The sequence below is a fragment of the Sphingomonas sp. Leaf28 genome (genome assembly GCF_001421685.1).
Taxonomy (GTDB): Bacteria; Pseudomonadota; Alphaproteobacteria; order Sphingomonadales; family Sphingomonadaceae; genus Sphingomonas; species Sphingomonas aurantiaca.
This window is the reverse complement of record NZ_LMKX01000007.1, coordinates 282,516-300,987: the sequence shown is the minus strand read 5'-3', so window position 1 is coordinate 300,987 and position 18,472 is coordinate 282,516. Positions and strand designations below refer to the sequence as shown.

11 protein-coding genes and 1 pseudogene are annotated in these 18,472 nt (G+C 66.8%); 9 read left to right on the top strand and 3 right to left on the bottom strand.

The window, feature by feature from the left end; genetic code table 11:
- Window positions 1-32 precede the first annotated feature (32 nt).
- On the bottom strand, window positions 33-7,238 hold the full coding sequence (locus tag ASE79_RS07875; RefSeq protein WP_056414380.1) for an autotransporter outer membrane beta-barrel domain-containing protein: 7,206 nt from the start codon (window positions 7,236-7,238) through the stop codon (window positions 33-35).
- Between the two features lie 352 nt (window positions 7,239-7,590).
- Window positions 7,591-8,346, bottom strand: coding sequence for a hypothetical protein (locus tag ASE79_RS07870; protein ID WP_200910341.1), 756 nt, complete (start codon window positions 8,344-8,346; stop codon window positions 7,591-7,593).
- Between the two features lie 44 nt (window positions 8,347-8,390).
- Here ASE79_RS07870 and ASE79_RS21410 point away from each other — a divergent pair, with 44 nt between their 5' ends.
- From ASE79_RS21410 to ASE79_RS07850, 4 genes and pseudogenes are all read left to right on the top strand, one after another.
- Complete coding sequence (locus ASE79_RS21410; protein WP_235516806.1) at window positions 8,391-8,813, top strand: hypothetical protein; 423 nt, start codon at window positions 8,391-8,393, stop codon at window positions 8,811-8,813.
- Between the two features lie 451 nt (window positions 8,814-9,264).
- Window positions 9,265-11,556, top strand: a complete 2,292-nt coding sequence (locus ASE79_RS07860) for a TonB-dependent receptor (RefSeq protein ID WP_056414372.1) — start codon at window positions 9,265-9,267, stop codon at window positions 11,554-11,556.
- 51 nt (window positions 11,557-11,607) lie between these two features.
- Window positions 11,608-12,048, top strand: a pseudogene (locus ASE79_RS07855) (winged helix-turn-helix domain-containing protein); the annotation flags it as partial.
- Window positions 12,045-13,412 (top strand): ATP-binding protein, encoded by a 1,368-nt coding sequence (locus ASE79_RS07850; RefSeq protein WP_056414365.1) that lies wholly within the window; start codon window positions 12,045-12,047, stop codon window positions 13,410-13,412. The pseudogene ASE79_RS07855 and the gene ASE79_RS07850, both read left to right, overlap by 4 nt.
- Before the next feature lie 7 nt (window positions 13,413-13,419).
- Here ASE79_RS07850 and ASE79_RS07845 read toward each other — a convergent pair whose 3' ends face one another.
- Window positions 13,420-14,310 (bottom strand): helix-turn-helix domain-containing protein, encoded by an 891-nt coding sequence (locus tag ASE79_RS07845; RefSeq protein WP_056414362.1) that lies wholly within the window; start codon window positions 14,308-14,310, stop codon window positions 13,420-13,422.
- A 150-nt stretch (window positions 14,311-14,460) separates the two neighbouring features.
- Here ASE79_RS07845 and pobA point away from each other — a divergent pair, with 150 nt between their 5' ends.
- From pobA to pcaG, 5 genes are read left to right on the top strand one after another with little or no spacing between them, the layout of a single operon-like run.
- On the top strand, window positions 14,461-15,645 hold the full coding sequence (gene pobA / locus ASE79_RS07840) for a 4-hydroxybenzoate 3-monooxygenase (RefSeq protein WP_056415714.1): 1,185 nt from the start codon (window positions 14,461-14,463) through the stop codon (window positions 15,643-15,645).
- Window positions 15,642-16,352: a CoA transferase subunit A gene (locus ASE79_RS07835; protein WP_056414359.1), complete on the top strand. Its 711-nt coding sequence runs from the start codon at window positions 15,642-15,644 to the stop codon at window positions 16,350-16,352. Before pobA ends, ASE79_RS07835 begins: the two co-directional genes overlap by 4 nt.
- Window positions 16,349-17,044, top strand: a complete 696-nt coding sequence (locus tag ASE79_RS07830) for a 3-oxoacid CoA-transferase subunit B (protein ID WP_321163327.1) — start codon at window positions 16,349-16,351, stop codon at window positions 17,042-17,044. The genes ASE79_RS07835 and ASE79_RS07830 overlap by 4 nt, the downstream gene beginning before the upstream one ends.
- The gene (gene pcaH / locus ASE79_RS07825; RefSeq protein ID WP_056414355.1) at window positions 17,041-17,769 is read left to right on the top strand and encodes a protocatechuate 3,4-dioxygenase subunit beta; all 729 of its coding nucleotides are present in this window, start codon (window positions 17,041-17,043) and stop codon (window positions 17,767-17,769) included. The genes ASE79_RS07830 and pcaH overlap by 4 nt, the downstream gene beginning before the upstream one ends.
- Complete coding sequence (gene pcaG / locus ASE79_RS07820; RefSeq protein WP_056414352.1) at window positions 17,759-18,460, top strand: protocatechuate 3,4-dioxygenase subunit alpha; 702 nt, start codon at window positions 17,759-17,761, stop codon at window positions 18,458-18,460. Before pcaH ends, pcaG begins: the two co-directional genes overlap by 11 nt.
- The last annotated feature ends 12 nt before the right edge of the window (window positions 18,461-18,472 follow it).

Below are 18,472 nucleotides of genomic sequence, written 5' to 3'. Positions count from 1 at the left end.
TAAGACCGCCGCGGTTGCCCCGGACACCGACATCAGAACCGCAGGCGCAACCCCGCGGTCAGGCTCTCCTGGTGATCGTCACGGCCGGTCTGCGAACCGACCGAGCTGAACAGGTCGAGTCCGCTCGGCAGGCGATAGGCGATGCCCGCCGCCGCCGTGCCGACCAGCCGGGCCCGCTGCGCACCGAGCGCCTCGAGGCCCAGGCCGCCGCCAGCATAGCCGGCGACCGCATCGGTCCGAGTCCCCTCGATCTGGTACCGCGCGCCGAGCGACACGAACGGCCGGAAGGGGTTCGTCGACACTTCGGGCCGTGCAAACGACAGGCCGGCATCGGCGAAGCCCGCGACATGCCGGTCGCGCGCGACGGTCAGTGCGAACGGACTGCCGCCCGTTTCCGCCACGCCGTCGCGCGTGGTGCGGACATAGGTGACACCCGCGCGAGGGCGAAGCGTCCAGTCCGACGCCATGTCGAGTTCGTAGCTGACCGAGACGTCGCTGACCCAGCTGTGGAGGTCATAGCGCCCGTTGGCGGACGCCACCCCCGGCAAAGCGCGGTCGGTCCGGGCCTTGCCACCATCGTAGAGGACCGATGCGGTCACGCCGAACCCACCCGGGGTGAGATAGCGGCCATGGACGCCCGCGACGACACCGTCGAGCTTGGTCCGCGCGCCAAGTGCGTCGATCTGCTGGCGATCGTTGAGATAGCCTGCAAACCCGCCGACGCTCCAGCGTGCGTTGCCGACACCGATGCCGCCCAGGAAGCCGTAGCTACGGCTCTGCGCCATCGCGGTGCCCGTGGCGGGGTCTCCGCCCAGCCGGTGCCAACCGCCCAGCGTCTGCGCGAAGGTGTAGGCGTGCGTATCGTCTCCCGCGGTACCGAATGCCGCACCCCGCGCGACACCCGACAGGGCAAGCGCGTTGTCGACGCCGATCTGCGTTGCCGAGGCATAGGCCTCGGGCGTGATCTGCGCGAAGGCCACCGGATTCGATGCGCCATTGGCCGTTAGCAACGACGGCAGCGCGTTGAACAGCGTGCTCGTCGCCGGCACCGCTGCGAGCGTCGCATTGGCATAGGCGATGCTGCGCGAGACCTGCGGCGAGAAGGCCGGATCGCCGAGGAACTGGCCAAGCAGCTGGATCCGATCGGCGCGCTGGACGACGAACCCGAACAGCGTGTCCGGCTTGACGATCGTCGAATAGCTGCCGGTGATCCCGCCGCTCGCGATGATCAGGTCGTAGGATGTACCGGGGCGCAGCGTGCCGCTCGGCGCAAGCTGCAGCGTCGCACCCGATGCGATCGTCAGCGTACCGTTGACGAGCAGCTTGTCCGACACCGTCGGGGTGATCTCGAACAGCGAGACCGACCCCGACTGGAGCGCGACATTGCCGTTCACCGTCATCGTGCCGGGCGACGCGCCGGGGCTGAGCGTGCCCGCGACCGTCAGGTTGGCGTTGACCGTGCCGGCCGACCCGAAGGTCGCGCCTTGGCGGACGAAGATCTGCGACGCGCCGATCGTCGAACCCGCAAGACCGACCAGACGCCCTCCGGTCAGATCGACGGCGCCGAACGCCGCCGTGCCCGACACCGTCGCAAAGCCGCCCGACATCGCGAAGGATTCGACATTGGCGACCGAGCCGAACGCGACCGGCGTGGTCTGGCTGCCCCCCGACACGGCGATCGTGTCGCTGCCTGCACCGCCATCCACCGACCCTGCGAAGATGCCGGCGATCGTGAAGCGGTTGTTACCCTCGGCGAACACGACCTGCGGTGCGACCAGCGATGCGCCTGCCGCAATCGTCAGGTCGCCGCTTGCGAGTACGCGGTCATAGGCCTGTGTGCCGGTCAGCGACAACGTGCCGGCGCCTTCGGTGGCGAGCGTCTCGAACCCGGTCAGCACCGCGCCGATCGTGCGATTGCCCGCCAGCTCGATCGTCGCGGTGTCGGTTCCGGCTCCGCCGGCAACGGTCCCGTTGAGAGTCCCGGCCGCGGCGAGGCGGAAACCGTCATTGCCCGCGCCGAGATCGATCGTGCCGGCAAGCGTGCCACCGTTGGCGACGGTGATCCGCTGGTCGCCGGCGCCAAACGCCAGCGCTGCCCCGGCAGTGCCGAGCGTGCCCGTCACGGTCAGCGCACCGCCTCCGAGCACGACCTGTTCGAAGCCCGTCGCGGTACCCGCGAGCGTGACCGGCGCCAGCGCGCCGAAGCGCAGCGTATCGGTACCCGCGCCGCCATCGTAGCGGCCCGTGGCGCGCGTCGTGCCCAGCGTAAGGCTATCGTCGCCGGCATCGAGCGAGACGCTGGCGAAATCGCCGTCGACGCTCAGCGTTTCAGTCGCCGCCGATCCGGTCACGGCGCCGACAGTGTAGCCGGCGAGGGCAAGGTTCAGCCCAGTACCGGCCAGCGCGATCTGATCGAAGTCCTGGTCGAGCGTCAGCGACAGCGTGCCCGAGCCAGTGACGCCAAGCCGCTCGAACCCGGTCCGCGCGCCAAGGCCCGCATGATCGCCGGCAAGGACGATCGTGTAGAGATCATTGCCCGCGCCACCATCGACGCCGCCGACGACACGGCTGCCGGCCTGTTCGACGAATGCATCATCGCCATCGCCGAGCGACACGGCACCGCCGACCTGCCCTGCGTTGACGAAGCGGTCATTGCCGCCGAGCAGCAGGACCGACCCCGCGATGGTGCCGTTGTTGATCACGGTCTCGGCCGAGTCCGACCCCGTCAGCGTGACAGGTCCGTTGCTGGCGAGCGTCTCGCCCGCGGCGACCGTGACAGTCCCCAGCGATACGCCGATCGTATCGAAGCGGAAATTGCCCGAATAGGCGACGCTGCCCTGGCCGATCTGGCTGAAGCGTTCGAAGTTGATGAACTGGTCGCCATTGACCGCACCGCCGCCGGTCGCGTCGACGATCAGGTCGTCGGTCCCGGTGCCGCCGTCGACGGTGCCGATCAGCGTCGCGCTCGCCAGTTGCAGGAAGCTGTCGTCGCCGGACCCGAGGAAAACGTCGCCCTCGATCCGGCCGCGATTCTCGATGGCGTCGTTGCCGGCGCCCAGCGCGACCGATCCGATGATCGAGCCGGTATTGACGATCCGGTCGTCGGCGCTGCCGCCGGTCTGGATCGCGCCGGCGACATAGGTCGTGCCGAGATAGTCCGCGAAGGGATCGTCGGCCTCGATCGTGCGGCCGGCGTTGCCGCGGATGACGCCCGCGTTCGTGAGATCGACGCCCGCATCATAGGATAGCAGGGCTGTGGCGTTCGCTCCCATGGCTTCGATCAGCCCGGCGCTGGCGTTGACCACCGTCGCCGTGACTGAAGCATCGCCGTTGAGAAGCAGCGCGACGCCGCCGCTGCCGGTTGCACGGATGGTTCCCGAATTGACCACGTTGATGGTCTGTGCGGCATCGTTTGCATAGCCGGCGACGGTAGCAATTGCGCCGACGCCATCGGCGCCGGTCGCTTCGATCATGCCCGAATTGTTCAACGAGACACTGGCGGCCGCCGCGCCAGGATAGACATAGAGTTCGACGGCGGTACCGTCGGCCCGCGTGATCGTGCCACTGTTGGCGAGCGATACCGATGCGGTTGCCGGTGTCTCGGTATCTGGGCCATAATAGCTGTACGACGACGCGTCGAAGCCACCCGAGAGGTTGCCGCTGTTCGTCGCAGCGATCGTCCCGCCATAATAGCTGAACAGCGATGCGGCGAGGCCAGTCCCACTATTGGTGATCGTGCCGCTATTGGCGAAGCTGATGCCCGGGCCGCCCAGATACATCGTGTTCGCACTGCCGTTGCTGGCGATGGTTCCGCTGTTGGCGAACGTTAGCGGGCTGTCCTGATACATGGCCACGGCCGTGCCCCCAAGGGCATCCGTGCCTATCGCGCCGGCATTGACGAAGCTGTCCGCCGCGCCGGTGAATCCCAGCGCGATGCTGCCGCTGTTCGTAAACGATGCAAGGCGTCCCGAGCCGCTGGTCTGGCCGAAGCTCGGTGACTCGGTCGAAACCTGGCCCAGAAGCACCGCGGTGTTAACGATCGCGCCATCGCCCGAAACGATGACATCGGCCGCGAACGGCGTCGCCGCGGCGATCGTCGCGACGGTTGCGGTGCCGAGCGCACGCACGCCTTCCCGCTCGAAGCTGATTGGCAGGAGGGCGCCGAGCGTGACCGTGCCGCTGGTCGTGCGGGCATGGGTGTAGGTGTCCGTCCCTTCCCCGCCGTCGATCGTTCCGCTGACCCCGTTCACATCGTCGACCGCGACGAACACGTCATCGCCCGCACCGAAGCGCAGATCCCCCGCGAGCGTGCCGCCGTTGGCGATGTAGGTGGCCGGCAGGTACGTTTGACCATAGGTCGAATAGCCCAGATCGACCGACCCGGTGATCGTCCCGGCATTGGATAGCGTGCCGCCGGAAATCCGGATCGCTGCCTGGCCGTTCGCCCCCGCAATCGTGCCACCAGCCTGATTGGTGATCGTCGCGCCGTACGCGGTGTAGTAATCCGACGTCGCGATCGCTGCGGCGCCAGAGCTTGCGATCCGTCCCGAATTCACGATCGAATTACCATAGCTCAGCAGGATGGCAGTACCCGCCGCGTCGATCGTTCCCGTGTTCGTTACTGCGGCAACCCCGCTGATCACGGCTGTGGACGCCGCCGCACCGGTCTGGACGATCGCGCCGGAGTTCGTGAAACTCCGTGCACCGCTCACGCCGCCAGCGGCGGCGAGTGTGATCGTACCGGTGTTAACGACATCATTGCCGCCGGCGATCGCGTAGATCGGGCTGTAGATCGTCGTTGCGCGATCGCGTACGGTGATCGTGCCGGCGTTGGTGAAGCTGTCGCTACCGCCGAGCGTGACCGCCGCATAGGCATAGGTCGCATCGTTCGGATGATCGAGGGTCAGCGATCCCCGGCTGGTGATGGCCAGACCACTGATGGTCGGTACGGTCTCGCCCGGTGCAATTGCGAGCGAGGTGACCTGGATCGCAGGCTGGCTTGTCGCGGTGATCGTGCCGTCGACGTCGACGATACCATTGCCGGCCAGCGACAGCGGCGCCGCGTAGAAGGTCGGCGCCGACTGCGTCGCGGTACCCGTGAGCGTGAGCGTCGCACCGTCGTACAGGTCATAGCCCACGCCGGCAAACCCCGCGGGCCGGTCGAGCATCGCCGCCGCGTCGGCGCGCACGCGGTAGCGCAGCAGCGTTCCCGACGCCGTCACCGTGCCCGTGATACCCGCGAACGCGCCGGCGTCGTCATTGGCGAATTCGGAGATCAGCGTATCGCCATTGCCGAGCGTCAGGCTGCCGTTCAGCACGCCGCCTGCCAACGCGAAATAGCGGTTGCCGCTATAGCTGCTGCCCGAGTTTCCGATCAGGCGCACATTGCCATTGATCGTGCCGGCATTGGCAATCGTGGCGTTGAAAAGCGAATCGGACGTGCCGGCGATCCCCGCAAGGCCGCCGGTCACGACGCCGCCCGCGCGGTTGTCGAGCACACCGTAATAACTGATCTGCACGCCGGTTTCTGCCGATGTGATCGTTCCCGTGTTCACCAGCGTGCTGCTGACGCGCGCACCCGCCGTCGCCCCCTCGATCAGCCCGCTGTTCGTCCAGTTCGAGCCGTACGACCCCGACAGGATGACGCCGATACCGCCGGTCGAGCGGATCGTGCCGCTATTGGCGAAGCTCGGCCCGAACAGCGATACGCCCGTGCCTGCGGCGGTGATGGTACCGCTGTTGACGAATTCGCCCTGAGAACTGAACGACACGCCGTCGCCGGTCGCGGCGATCGTCCCGCTATTCTCAAACCGGTTGACGTTGAACCCCAGCGCCGCGGCGAACACGCCGCCGGTGCCCGCGGTCGTCCGGATCGTCCCCGCATTGATGAACGTCGGATAGCCGGACGAGAAAAAGTCGTTCGCGACCACCGCCTGCGTGGCGCCGGTCAGGGTCGTGCGGTTGACGATGGTGCCGCTGCCGGCGATCCCCAGCGGTCCGGGCGCGGCAAACCCGTCGACGAGCGTCACCGTGACGTTTGCGTCCGGCGCGATCGAGAGTTGCTCAAAGGCGGTGGGAAGCGCTGCGGCGTTGGCGAGCGTCGTATCGGCCGCGATGCGCACGCGCACGGTATCTGTGCCCGAACCACCGTTGATCGCGCCGGTAATGCCGGTAACCAGCCCGTTGCCGTTCCAGCCGGCGACGAGCGTATCGTTACCCGCCCCGAACGTGACCGACCCCGTGATCGTCCCCGCAGTGGAATCAATGGTGCTGTTGGTGGTGTAGGCAGGCTGCGCGGCGGTGACGACATTGCCGGTGATGGTGCCGGCATTGGTCAGCGACAGCGATGTATTGGCCTGGATCGCGGTCGCGCCGCCGCTCGTGATCCGCCCGCCGATCGCGTTCGTCACCATCATGAAGTCGCCCGCCAGCGCGGTGCCCGTGCCAGTGTTGGCGATGAGGCCGGTGTTGGCGACGGCGCGCGACGAACCAAGATTGGCCAGCGTAGCGGTCGTGCTCGCCGACGTGATGGTGCCCGAATTGGTGACGTTGCCGAACAGCAGATAGCCCACGCCCCAGTCGACCGCGCTCCGCGAGCCGCCGTCGATCATCCCTGCGTTGCTGAGCGTTCCGACCGGTCCGCTGATCGCGCCGATCGTGCCGGTCGCGCGGTTGGTGATCGACGAAAAGCCGGCATAATTGGGCGTCGTCGACAGCAGCGCGATGCCGCCGGTGCCGGTCAGCGTGCCCGCATTGTCGATCGTCGCATAGGCATTGCCGTAGCCGGTGCCGGCCTGGCCGACCACGACCGCATTGGCGCCCGTTGCCGTGCCGCCCTGCGCGACCGTCAGGAGAAGGTTGGCGGTCGCATAGCCCTGGTTGTTCGCCGCGGGCTGCCACAACACGCTCACGCCCGACTGCGCCACGCCGTCGACACGCCCGGCGACCGAGACGTTCACCGCGGATCCGCCCGAAGTGGATGGCAACTGCACGGCAATCCCGGCTTGGCCACCGCCCAGCACGGTGGCTCCGGTCGGGACGCTGACGCTGGTTCCGTACGTCGTCACCACCAAGCCGTTGACGTCGGTACCCGAGCAGATCGTCGTACCGTTCGTCTGGGTAGGGTCGGGCGCGCATTGAGCAACAGCGGGTGCCGCCAGCGTCAGCGTCATTACCAGAGCGCTCGTCTGCAACGCACGCGCGCGCACACGCCGCGCCGACGACATACTTCCAACCATGTAGCATCCCCCAATTTCAGTCAGCGGCCTAACGGAACAAGAGGGACGTTGTCCAGCAAGGTTCGCAATAAAAACACGCACCTATAGTGGCGCGCCTAGATCCGAAGATGGTTTCTACTGGCATCCACCAAGTCGACGCGCGCCGTTTCGCGCTCGAAACAAGTCGAACGGACGTTCGGCAAGCGCTCGGAGACGTCAAGCGAAATTGCCGTTATCGTTCGCAGGGTGGAAGAATCGGCCTGTTCAAGGGCCACCACGCAACTGATTATGATCAACGCGACGTACGTTCACCGCGTCGACGCAACGGCCGACTGGCGGCGAAGGCGGCCGGGCAGCAGCCCGGCCGGCCGGTTTACATCGGTGGTGTCAGGCCGTCCTTGCCGATCGCGACCGACTTTGCCGCGCTAGCGCCCGGCGGGGTGACCGCGAACACCTTCTGGCCCTTTGCCAGGACCGTTTTCTGCGTCGGGTCGAACCGGACGATCGGCACCCCGGCGGGTACCGCGACCTTCACCTTGCCGCCCTTGTACGACACCGAGAGCACCCGATCGGTCGACGACGCCCCGCCGCCGGGCGTGGCACCACCGGTCACCGTACCGTTAGTCATCGCGCTCTGCGGCTCGACCGTGCCATTGGTCATCGCACTCTGCGCATCGACGGTGCCGTTGGTCATCGCGCTCGATCCCGCCGAATCGCCACCATTGGCCGCCACGACACCGGGGACGTCCCACGCATAATGCCCCTCACCAGTGCCGCGCATCGATTCCGGGAAGATCACCACTTCGACGGCGCGGAGCGCGGTCTTGGGGCCGGTGGTCGCGGTGCCGATGAAGTCGCCATCCTTCAGCGACGAGAGGCTCGATGGCACCACCCAGGCATAGCCGGTCTTGGCGTCGATCGGCACCGTGACGGTCTTGCCGTCATAGGTCTGCACCGTCAGCGCATTGGCGGTCACCGCCTGCACGGTGCCGCGCACGCGGCCAGTCGAGGCGGCGGCGGTCGCAGCGGTGTCGTTGGCGGTCGCGTCGCTGCCGGTCCCGGTGCCGGAGCATCCGGCGACCAGCGTCAGTGCGGCGCCCATCAGGGCCAGGCTTTTGATCCGGTGCATGCAATATCCTCGCAATAAGCGTTGCCGACAATTCGGCGCCGTCGGTGACGAGGTCATGTTTGCCGCTTTACAGCAACTTACGCGATCCAATCATCGGCAGCCGGGAAACGCTCCACGGGCGAATATGGGCGCAGGAGCTCGGACGACGCGGCCAGTCACCGACGGCCGCGGCGATTTCGCCGCATATCCGCGCGATCAACCCGTCAATTGTGCAGATCGTAACGCATATCGACCCGGCAGAGTCCGATTCGGTGGCGGCGCTCGAACCGCATGAGCGCCGTGTCCAAGTCATCCATGTCGAGGGACCTGCGGCGATCGCGCTGATCCCGGCCTATGCCCCTGATGTCCACGCCTTCCTGCTGGATTCCGCGAGACCAAATGCCCGGTGGCAGCACGTCCAAGCCCAATTCTCGGGCAATGTGAGCCATACTGTTCCCCGCTATCTGGGTCATATAGGCCAACAGTAGCTCGTGCCCGCTCAGCACGATGCAGGCTAGGTATACGCCGCTTAACGTCGGTAAAATGAAAAATTAAGCGCGGCGTCGCGTTCTAAAAACATGATCGGTTCATGCCGCATTGCACCCGGTGATTATCGGTGCGCGCGCCGCTTCGGCCACCATGCTCGTCGGCAGATCCTGTCCGCTTTTGAGTTTGTCGGACCGCGCCTCTCCGTCGCGATACGGGGAATTCAGACACCTAGCTGGCCCATCCCGCGGTGTTACTGTCCGATATCAGCATCGTCGTGCGCCCATCCAGTACCGAATTCGACACCAGCAACAGGACTTTATGAACCACGGGGATGCACTGACACACGCCTGAAATCAAATCGCGATCTGCAAGCCATCAAGAGCCCGGCCAAGCCATTTGCACGACGCGGTAACCGACCCAAGTAATATTGGGCAGTTGGGGAGGAAGATAATGTCCAAGTTCAGTCTGCTTCTATCGACATCGCTGCTGGCATGCTTTGCCGCCGCCGCGCCCGCGTTCGCGCAGGACGTTCCCGCCGCCGCCGAGACGCCCGCGGCCAGTCCGCAGGACGACGCGGCGCCGGCATCGGCGAGCCCCGCCCAGGCTGCGCGCGCGCCCGACGGCCAGACGCCCGTCGATGGGGCGGCGCTGCAGGACATCATCGTCACCGCGGAGCGCCGCTTCAACACCGCGCAGAAGACCGCGGCGGCGATCAGCGTGCGACCGGGCGCGGAAATGCTTCGCCAGGGACGCTATGAACTCAAGAACATCCTCGAAGACGTTCCCGGCGTGGTCGGCGGCGCCGCCTCGACCGTGGCGACGTCGCAGGGCAGCGGCACGGACAACCCCGCGGCAGGCCTGGTCATTCGCGGCGTCCAGCCCAATTCGGGCGCCGGCGGCAGCGCGACGTCGACGTCGTCGACCGCGGCGATCTATGTCGATGACGTCTATAACGGCATCGGTGGCAACTACGACATCGACCGGGTCGAGGTGCTCCGCGGGCCGCAGGGCACGCTGTACGGCCGCAGCGCGACATCGGGCGTGGTGGCGATCCAGACCGGCGCGCCGGATGCGTCCGCGATCAGCATGTCGGGAACCGGGGAGGTCGGGAACTTCGCGCTCCGCCACCTGACCGGCGACGTGAACATCCCGATCATCCAGGACAAGCTGGCGGTGCGCGCGTCGGGAAACCTGTACAAGCGTGATGGCTATTATTCGGCCCAGGGCGGCGCCGTCTCGAGCGAAGCCTTCCGCGTGAAGGCGCTGTTCACCCCGACCGACAATTTCTCCGCGTTGATCGGCTATGCGCAGGAATTCAACGTCACGCACTCGGGTGGCGTCTCGATCCGGCAGGGCGATTCACCGACCGACTTCATCTACACGCCGCAGGAGGTCGGGACCGGCAGGAACCATTTCCGGCAATATTGGGCGAATTTCAAACTCGACCTGGGGCCGGTGGAGGTAACGTATATCCCCGCGGTGCGCACCTGGTATCAGAATGCGACGATCGTCGCGCGGGGGACGGTGTTCAACGCGGACCAGACCATCGTGACGCCCGACGACAAGTTCGTGACTCACGAACTGCGGATCCACAGCGCGCCGAACGATTCGAAGTTCAGCTGGCAGACCGGAGCGATGTATTACCGCAACACGCTGAATACCGTGAACAACCTGTACAATCTCGATCTTGGTCGGTTCCTGTTCAAGGATACTACCGACAAGACGACGACCGCCGCCGGCGTGTTCGCCGAGGGTATCTATGCGTTCGCGCCGACCACGCGCCTGACCGCGGGCGTCCGCTATGATTATACCAAGGTCGCCGTGACGCAGGACTATACCAGCGTGATCGGCACGACCGCGACGCTGCGCGGCGACCAGGGCGTCCGCAAATTCAACAACGTGACCTACAAGGCGCGGATCGAGCATGATCTGGCACCGCGGAACCTGGTCTACGCATCGATCTCGACCGGGTTCTCGCCGGGCGACATCACGCTGACCACCGGGCAGGATTTCCAGCCCGTGGTGCAGACGCTCGAGGCCGAGACGCTGACGGCCTATGAGGTCGGATCGAAGAACCGCTTCCTCAACGACCGGCTGCAGATCAACGGCGCGCTCTTTTACTATGATTATGCCGGTTACCAGACCGCGCAGATCAACCTTACGCCCGAAAATCCCGGCAATCCGACATTCCGCACGATCACCGTGCCGTTGCGGTCCTATGGCGCGGAGCTCGAGGTGCAGGCGCGTCCCTGGGCGAACGGCACGTTCAGCCTGAACGCGTCCTACACCAATGCGCGCTACGGCGATTTCGGCATCTACAAGACCTATTTCTCGACGCAGAAGGTATCAGGCGTGCCCCCGCTCCAGGGCAACGTGGCCTATGACCACCGGATTCCGCTGGGCGGCGAAGCGACGCTGGCGCTGCGCGGCGTGGTCCGCTTCTTCACCGCGCACGACCGGTCGCGGCTGACGCAGGAATGGGCAGATCTTGGCGCCGGTCCGTACGGCCATGTCAATTCGCAGGCGCTTGCCGACTTTAACGCGACGCTGATCATCAACCCGCAATTCTCGATCACCGGCTATGTCCGCAATCTCACCGACAACCGGTTCCTGCCGGACGGCTGGGCGATCGGCAGCGTCACGCCGAGCATGACCCCGGGCGGTCCGCTGCAGGTGAGCACCGACCGCGCGGCGCTCAGCGATCCACGGACGTTCGGAATGATCGTCAGCTTCCGCTACTGAATCGATGCTGCGTGGACAGGGCAGCGGTCGGGTACCGCACGCGACAGCGCGATCGACCGCGTGCTCGGCCTCGAACTCGGCGCGGACGATTATCTCACCAAGCCGTTCGAGCCGCGCGAGCTGACCGCGCGCGTGCGCAACCTGCTCCGCCGGGGCGCGCGCGATGTCGGCGCGGCAACGCCCGCGCGGGTCGCGATCTTCGGGCGGTGGCGGCTCGATCTCGTCAAGCGGCGCCTGCTCGCGCCCGGCAACAGCGTCGTGATGCTGTCGACCGCCGAGTTCGACATGCTCTCGCGCCTCGTCAACGCCGCCGGCCGGCCGCTCTCGCGCGAGGCGCTCGTGCCAGCGCGCGCCGCCACCGCCTCGCACGACCGGACGATCGACAACCAGATCAGCCGACTGCGCCAGAAGCTCAAGCCCGACGGCGAAGAGCTGATCCTCACGGTCCGCGGCCAGGGCTATATGCTCGCTGCGACCACACGGTTCGAATGAGGCGGTTGATCGCCCGGCTGGTGCGGTTCCTGGGTTCGCTGACCGGCCGGATCGCGCTGATCCTCGCCGTCGGCATCCTGATCGCGTCGGTCGGCGCGCTGCTGATCGCGGAACAGGGCCGGCGCGGCGAGTTCATGCGGATCCGTGACGAGCGCGTGATCGCCAGTGCGCTCGACGTTCTCGACCGGCTCCACCGCAACCCGGCCGCCACGATCGCCAATCTGCGCGACGGCCGGTTGGTCGGGGCGCATTTCGTCGAACGCCAGGACGCGGTTCCCGTCGTCGAGGACGCGCTGCTCACGAGCATGCTCGCCAGCCGTACCGACGTGCCCGCGCGACCGAGCATCGCGCGCGCGCCGACGACCATCTGCCAGGCGAGCGATCCCATCCGCGAACGCCCACGCGCCGCGGGAATCGAACCGATGATGCTGCCCGACTGCTGGCTGATGACCGCGCGGGTCGACGGCCGGTCGCTCGCGGTCGCGATCGATCTCCCGCAACTGCCCGCACCGCCGAGCTGGACCACCGACCGGCTGTTCCTGTTCCTCGTGCTGGCGGCGGCGCTGGCGCTCTCGCTGATCGTCGCGCGGCTCGCGACGGCACCGCTGCGTCGCCTGTCCGCAGCCGCGGACGCGTTCGCCCGGTCGATCGATGCCGAACCGGTGCTGGAAACGGGTCCCACCGACGTCCGCGCGGCGCTCGCGACCTTCAACCTCATGCAGGAACGCGTTCGTGCCGGGTTGATCGAGCGCACGCGGATCCTTGCCGCCATCAGCCACGACCTCCAGACCCCGCTGACCCGGTTGCGGCTGCGTCTCGAACAGGTCGAGGACGAGGCGTTGCGCGACCGGCTCGTCGCGGATCTGTCGGCGACGCTTGCGATGATGAAGCGCGGCCTTGATCTCGCGCGCAGCGGCGACAGCGCGGAGGACTGGTCGACGGTCGATCTCGATTCGGTGCTGTCGAGCCTGGCCGACAATGCCGCCGAATTCGGTCATGCCGTCCGCTTCACGCAGGGCTGCGGCGCGCTCGTCCGCGTGCGGCCGGATGCGCTCACCCGGTGCCTGTCCAACCTGATCGACAACGCGATCAAGCATGGCGGCGATGCCGATATCGCATCGCGCCGCACGCGCGGCACAGTGATCATCACGGTGCGCGATCATGGTCCCGGTATTCCCGCCGCGATGCTCGCGCAGGCGTTCGACCCGTTCGTGCGCGCGGATACGTCGCGATCGAGTGGTGACGGGACGGGTATCGGGCTGACCATCGCGCGCGCGCAGGCCACCGCAATCGGCGGACATATCAGCCTCGCGAATCATCCCGATGGCGGGTTGGAAGCAACGCTGACGCTCGGCAAGGCCTGACCCCCGATCAGTCGTCGGCCAGCGCCGTATCGGCGTGCGCAGCGCGATACGACCGCGGTGAACATCCCGCACAGCGCCGGAAATAGCGCGAGAAATAATGCGCGTCGTCGAACCCCAGCGTGTTCGCGATCTCGGCCACCGACAGGTTGGAATAGAGCAGCGCGCGCTGCGCCTCGACGAACGCGCGCTGGTCGAGGATCTGCGTCGGGGTCTGGCCGGCGGCGGCCTGGCACGCCGCGCGCAACCGGCTTTCGGTGGTGCCGAGCGCGGCGGCGTATACGCCGACCGGTTCGCGCGCGCGAAAATGCGTCTCGACCCGCTCGCGGTAGCGCGCGACGAGCGCCGCCTGTCGCCCTGGCGGCGTGAACAGGTCCGCCTCGCGTCCGTGCGTCGCGCGCATCGTCCGGACAATCAACCCGAGCAGCCCGGCCTCGGCCGCGGCGCGGTGGCCCGGCGCGTTCCAGGACAATTCCTCCAGCAACGCGTCGCACGCGGTGGCGAACCCCGTCGAACCCGCCATGTCGAGACGTGCGACCTGCGCCAGCGCGAAGACGCCGCGAAGCTCCTCGTTACGTTGGCGGAGCAGATCGACATAGGCGCTGGAGACGGTCAACACGCTGCCGTTCGACTCGCTTTGCCAGCTGAAGCCGTGGACGACGCCCGCCGGCACGACGATCAGGCACGGCGCCTCGAACGCCAGGATCGCCGCCTCCGCGCGCATCGCCCCGCCGCCGCCGCGGATGTGGAAGATATGGTGGAGATCGGCATGCGCGTGCGGCCGGATCGTCCATTCGCTCGGGCGCGATCGGTCGTCGAGCGCCTCGAGATGCACGAAACGGCGATCCGCCACGCGGTGCGCTTCGCCGTACAGATAAAAGCGCGGAACCGGCGTATCCATCGAACGGCACCCTTCCCAGTGGGGGACTCATATACCTGTCGAATAGTCCACCTATTCGCCCGCTGCGTCCATAGCGTATTTGCCCGCTTGCGGTAGCTTCTGGCGCATGACGGCCAAGATCGTCAGACATAGTTGAAGAGGATCGTGATCGTGCGGACAAAAGTCGCCATCATCGGAGCCGGCCCTGCCGGCATGTTCCTGGGACATATGCTGGCCGCCGCCGGGATTGACGCGCGCGTGATCGAACGTCGCGACCGCGACTATGTCGAGGGACGGGTCCGCGCGGGCGTGCTCGAACAGGTCACGGTCGACCTGATGCACCGTCTCGGGATCGCCGACCGGCTCGTCGCGGAGGGGCTGATCCACGGCGGCACCAACCTGTCGCTCGACGGCGAGCTGTTCCATATCGACATGGCGGCGCTGACCGGCGGATCGACCGTGACGGTCTATGGCCAGCAGGAAGTGATGAAGGACCTGTTCGACGCCGCCGGCCCCCGCGGAGTCGACATCGTCTGGAACGCGCAGGATGTCGCGCTGCACGATGTCGACAGCGACTCGCCGTCGGTCACGTGGACGACGCCGGATGGCGAACCGATGCGGCTCGACTGCGACTTCATCGCCGGCTGTGATGGCTATCACGGCGTCAGCCGCGCGAGCATCCCCGACGATGTGCTCAAGACATTCGAACGCGTCTATCCGTTCGGCTGGCTCGGCATCCTGGCCGACGTCCCGCCCGCCGAGCACGAGCTGATCTACGCCAATCACGAACGCGGCTTCGCGCTCGCCTCGATGCGGTCGGCGTCGCGCAGCCGTTATTATATCCAGTGCGCGCTCGACGAGAAGATCGAGGACTGGCCCGACGACCGCTTCTGGGACGAGCTGTGCCTGCGTCTCGGGCCGGCAACCGCAGCCAAGGTCGTGCGCGGGCCCTCGTTCGAAAAATCCATCGCGCCGCTCCGGTCGTTCGTCTCCGAACCGATGCGCTGGGGCCGCCTGTTCCTGACTGGCGATGCCGCGCATATCGTGCCGCCGACCGGCGCGAAGGGCATGAACCTCGCGGTATCGGACGTGACGATGTTGGGCGAGGCGCTGGCCGAGTATTACGGGTCGGGCTCGACCGCGGGGATCGACGGCTATTCCGCGCGCGCGCTGGCCCGCGTCTGGAAGGCGGAGCGGTTCTCGTGGTGGTTCACCTCGATCACGCACCGATTTCCCGAGATGGACGGGTTCGCGCGTCGGCTGCAGATGGCCGAGCTGGAGTATATCAAGGGCTCGCCCGCCGCGCAGAAGACGCTGGCGGAGAACTATGTCGGACTTCCCCTGGAGGCAGCATGAAAAGCAAGATATTCCCCTCGCCCAAGGCGGCGCTGGCGGGCGTGGTGTTCGACGGCATGACGATCATGTCGGGCGGTTTCGGTCTGTCGGGCAATCCCGAAAGCCTGATCCCGGAAATCCGCGCGGCGGGGGTGACCGGGCTGACCGTGATCTCCAACAATGCGGGCGCCGACGGTTTCGGCCTGTGGATGCTGCTGGAAAGCCGGCAGATCGCCAAGATGGTCTCGAGCTATGTCGGTGAGAACAAGCTGTTCGAGCAGCAATATCTCAGCGGCGAACTCGAGCTGGAGCTGACACCGCAGGGTACGCTCGCCGAACGCATCCGCGCCGGCGGCGCGGGGATCCCCGCCTTCTACACCAAGACCGGCGTCGGCACCGTCGTCGCCGAGGGCAAGCCGGTCGAGACGTTCGACGGCGAAGACTATGTCCGCGAGACCTGGCTGAAGGCGGATCTGTCGATCATCAAGGCGTGGCGCGCCGATCCGGCCGGCAACCTGATGTTCCGCAAGACCGCGCGCAACTTCAATCCCAACATGGCGACCGCGGGCACGGTGACCGTCGTCGAGGTCGAGGAGATCGTCGAGGCGGGGACGTTCGATGCCGACTGCATCCACGTCCCCGGCATCTATGTCGACCGGATCGTGCTGTCGACGATCAACGAGAAGCGTATCGAAAAGCTGACCGAGCGTCGGCGGGAGGCGGCATGATGGCCATGGTCGAAACGGGCATGACTTCGAAGGGCTGGACGCGCGAGCAGATGGCGGCGCGCGCCGCGCGCGAGCTGCAGGACGGCTATTACGTCAATCTGGGCATCGGCATCCCGACTCTCGTCGCCAACTACATCCCCGACGGCGTCGACGTCACGTTGCAGTCCGAGAACGGGATGCTCGGCATGGGCCCCTTCCCGTTCGAAGGCGAGGCGGACCCAGACCTGATCAACGCGGGCAAGCAGACGATCACCGCGTTGCCCACCTCGAGCTTCTTCTCGAGCGCGGACAGCTTCGCGATGATCCGCGGCGGCCATATCGACATGGCGGTGCTGGGCGCGATGGAGGTGGCTGCCAATGGCGACATCGCCAACTGGACGATCCCCGGCAAGATGGTGAAGGGCATGGGCGGCGCGATGGATCTGGTCGCGGGCGTGCGCAAGGTCGTCGTCGTGATGGACCATGCGAACAAGGCAGGCGAACCCAAGATCCTGGAGGCATGCACGCTGCCGCTGACCGGCAAGCGCGTCGTCGACCTGATCGTCACCGATCTGTGCGTGCTGGCGTGCGACAAGAAAGCGGGCGGCCTCACGCTGATCGAACTGGCACCCGGCGTGACGCTGGACGAGGTTCGCGCCAAGACCGGCGCCAAGTTCGATGCGGGCGCGGTCGTCGAAAGCGTGGCGGCATGAGCGCCGCCCGCCGCGACCCGATTGCCTATGCGCGCGACGACGACGGCATGCCGCCCTCGCTGGTGCCGGACTATCGGTCGACCGTCGATCGCAGCCCGCGCCAGCAGCTGATCGCGATCCCGCCGACGCTGACCGAGACGACCGGTCCAGACCAATGGGACCGGCTGATGGTCGGCCCCCAGGGCCTCGACCTGACCGCGCAGCACAAGGGCGTACCGCAGGGCCAGCGGATCATCGTGTCAGGCCGCGTGCTCGACGATCGCGGGCGTGCGGTGCCCAATACCGTCCTCGAGATCTGGCAGGCCAATGCCGCCGGGCGCTATATCCATTCGGCCGATAGCTGGGACGCGCCGCTCGATCCGAACTTCACGGGCGCGGGCCGTGTCGTCACCGACGCCGAAGGTCGCTACAGCTATGTGACGATCCGGCCCGGCGCGTATCCCTGGGGCAATCACAAGAATGCGTGGCGACCGGGGCATATCCATCTCTCGCTGCTGGGCCCGGCATTCGCGACCCGGCTGGTGACGCAGATGTATTTCCCCGACGATCCGCTGATCGAGATCGATCCGATCGCCAACGCCGTGCCGATGCCCGCGCGGCAGCGGATGGTCGGGCGGTTCGATATCAAGACGACCAAGCCCGCCTGGGCGCTCGGCTATCTGTTCGACGTGGTGCTGAAGGGCCGCGACGAGACGCCGTTCGAGGACGATCACCATGACCACTGAGATTGCCGTCGAGGACCGCGAGTCCGCGCCGCGGCTCGACAACCAGGATCCGTCGATCTTCGGGCAGACGCCGTGGCAGACGGTCGGCCCGTTCTTCCACTACGGCCTGCCGTGGAAGGGTGGCGCGGATCTGGTCGGCACGTCCGACATGGGCGCGCGGCCGGACCTGTTCGGCGGCGAGCATTATGTGCTCAACCGGCCGTCCTCGACCGGCACGCCCGATGGCGCGGTGATCGAACTTGCCGGGCAGGTGTTCGATGCGAAGGGCGTGCCGATCCTCGATGCGATGATCGAGATCTGGCAGGCCAATGCCGCCGGCCGCTATGCGAGCGTCGACGACGCGCGCGACGACGCACCGCTCGATCCCCATTTCATCGGCTTCGGGCGTGCTTCGGTCGATGCCGATGGCGTCTACCGGTTCCGGACGATCCGGCCGGGTCGCGTATCTGGCCCCGGCAATACGCTCCAGGCGCCGCATCTCGCCGTATCGGTCTTCGGGCGCGGGATCCTCAAACGTCTCGCGACGCGGCTCTATTTCGATGGCGGCGACGGGAATGACGTCGATCCCGTACTCTGTGCAGTCCCCGAGGCGCGACGGCACACGCTGATCGCGCGACAACAGGCCGACGGTCGCTGGTGGTTCGACATCCATCTGCAAGGCGACCGGGAAACCGTGTTCTTTGCGCTGTGATCGCTGAAGACC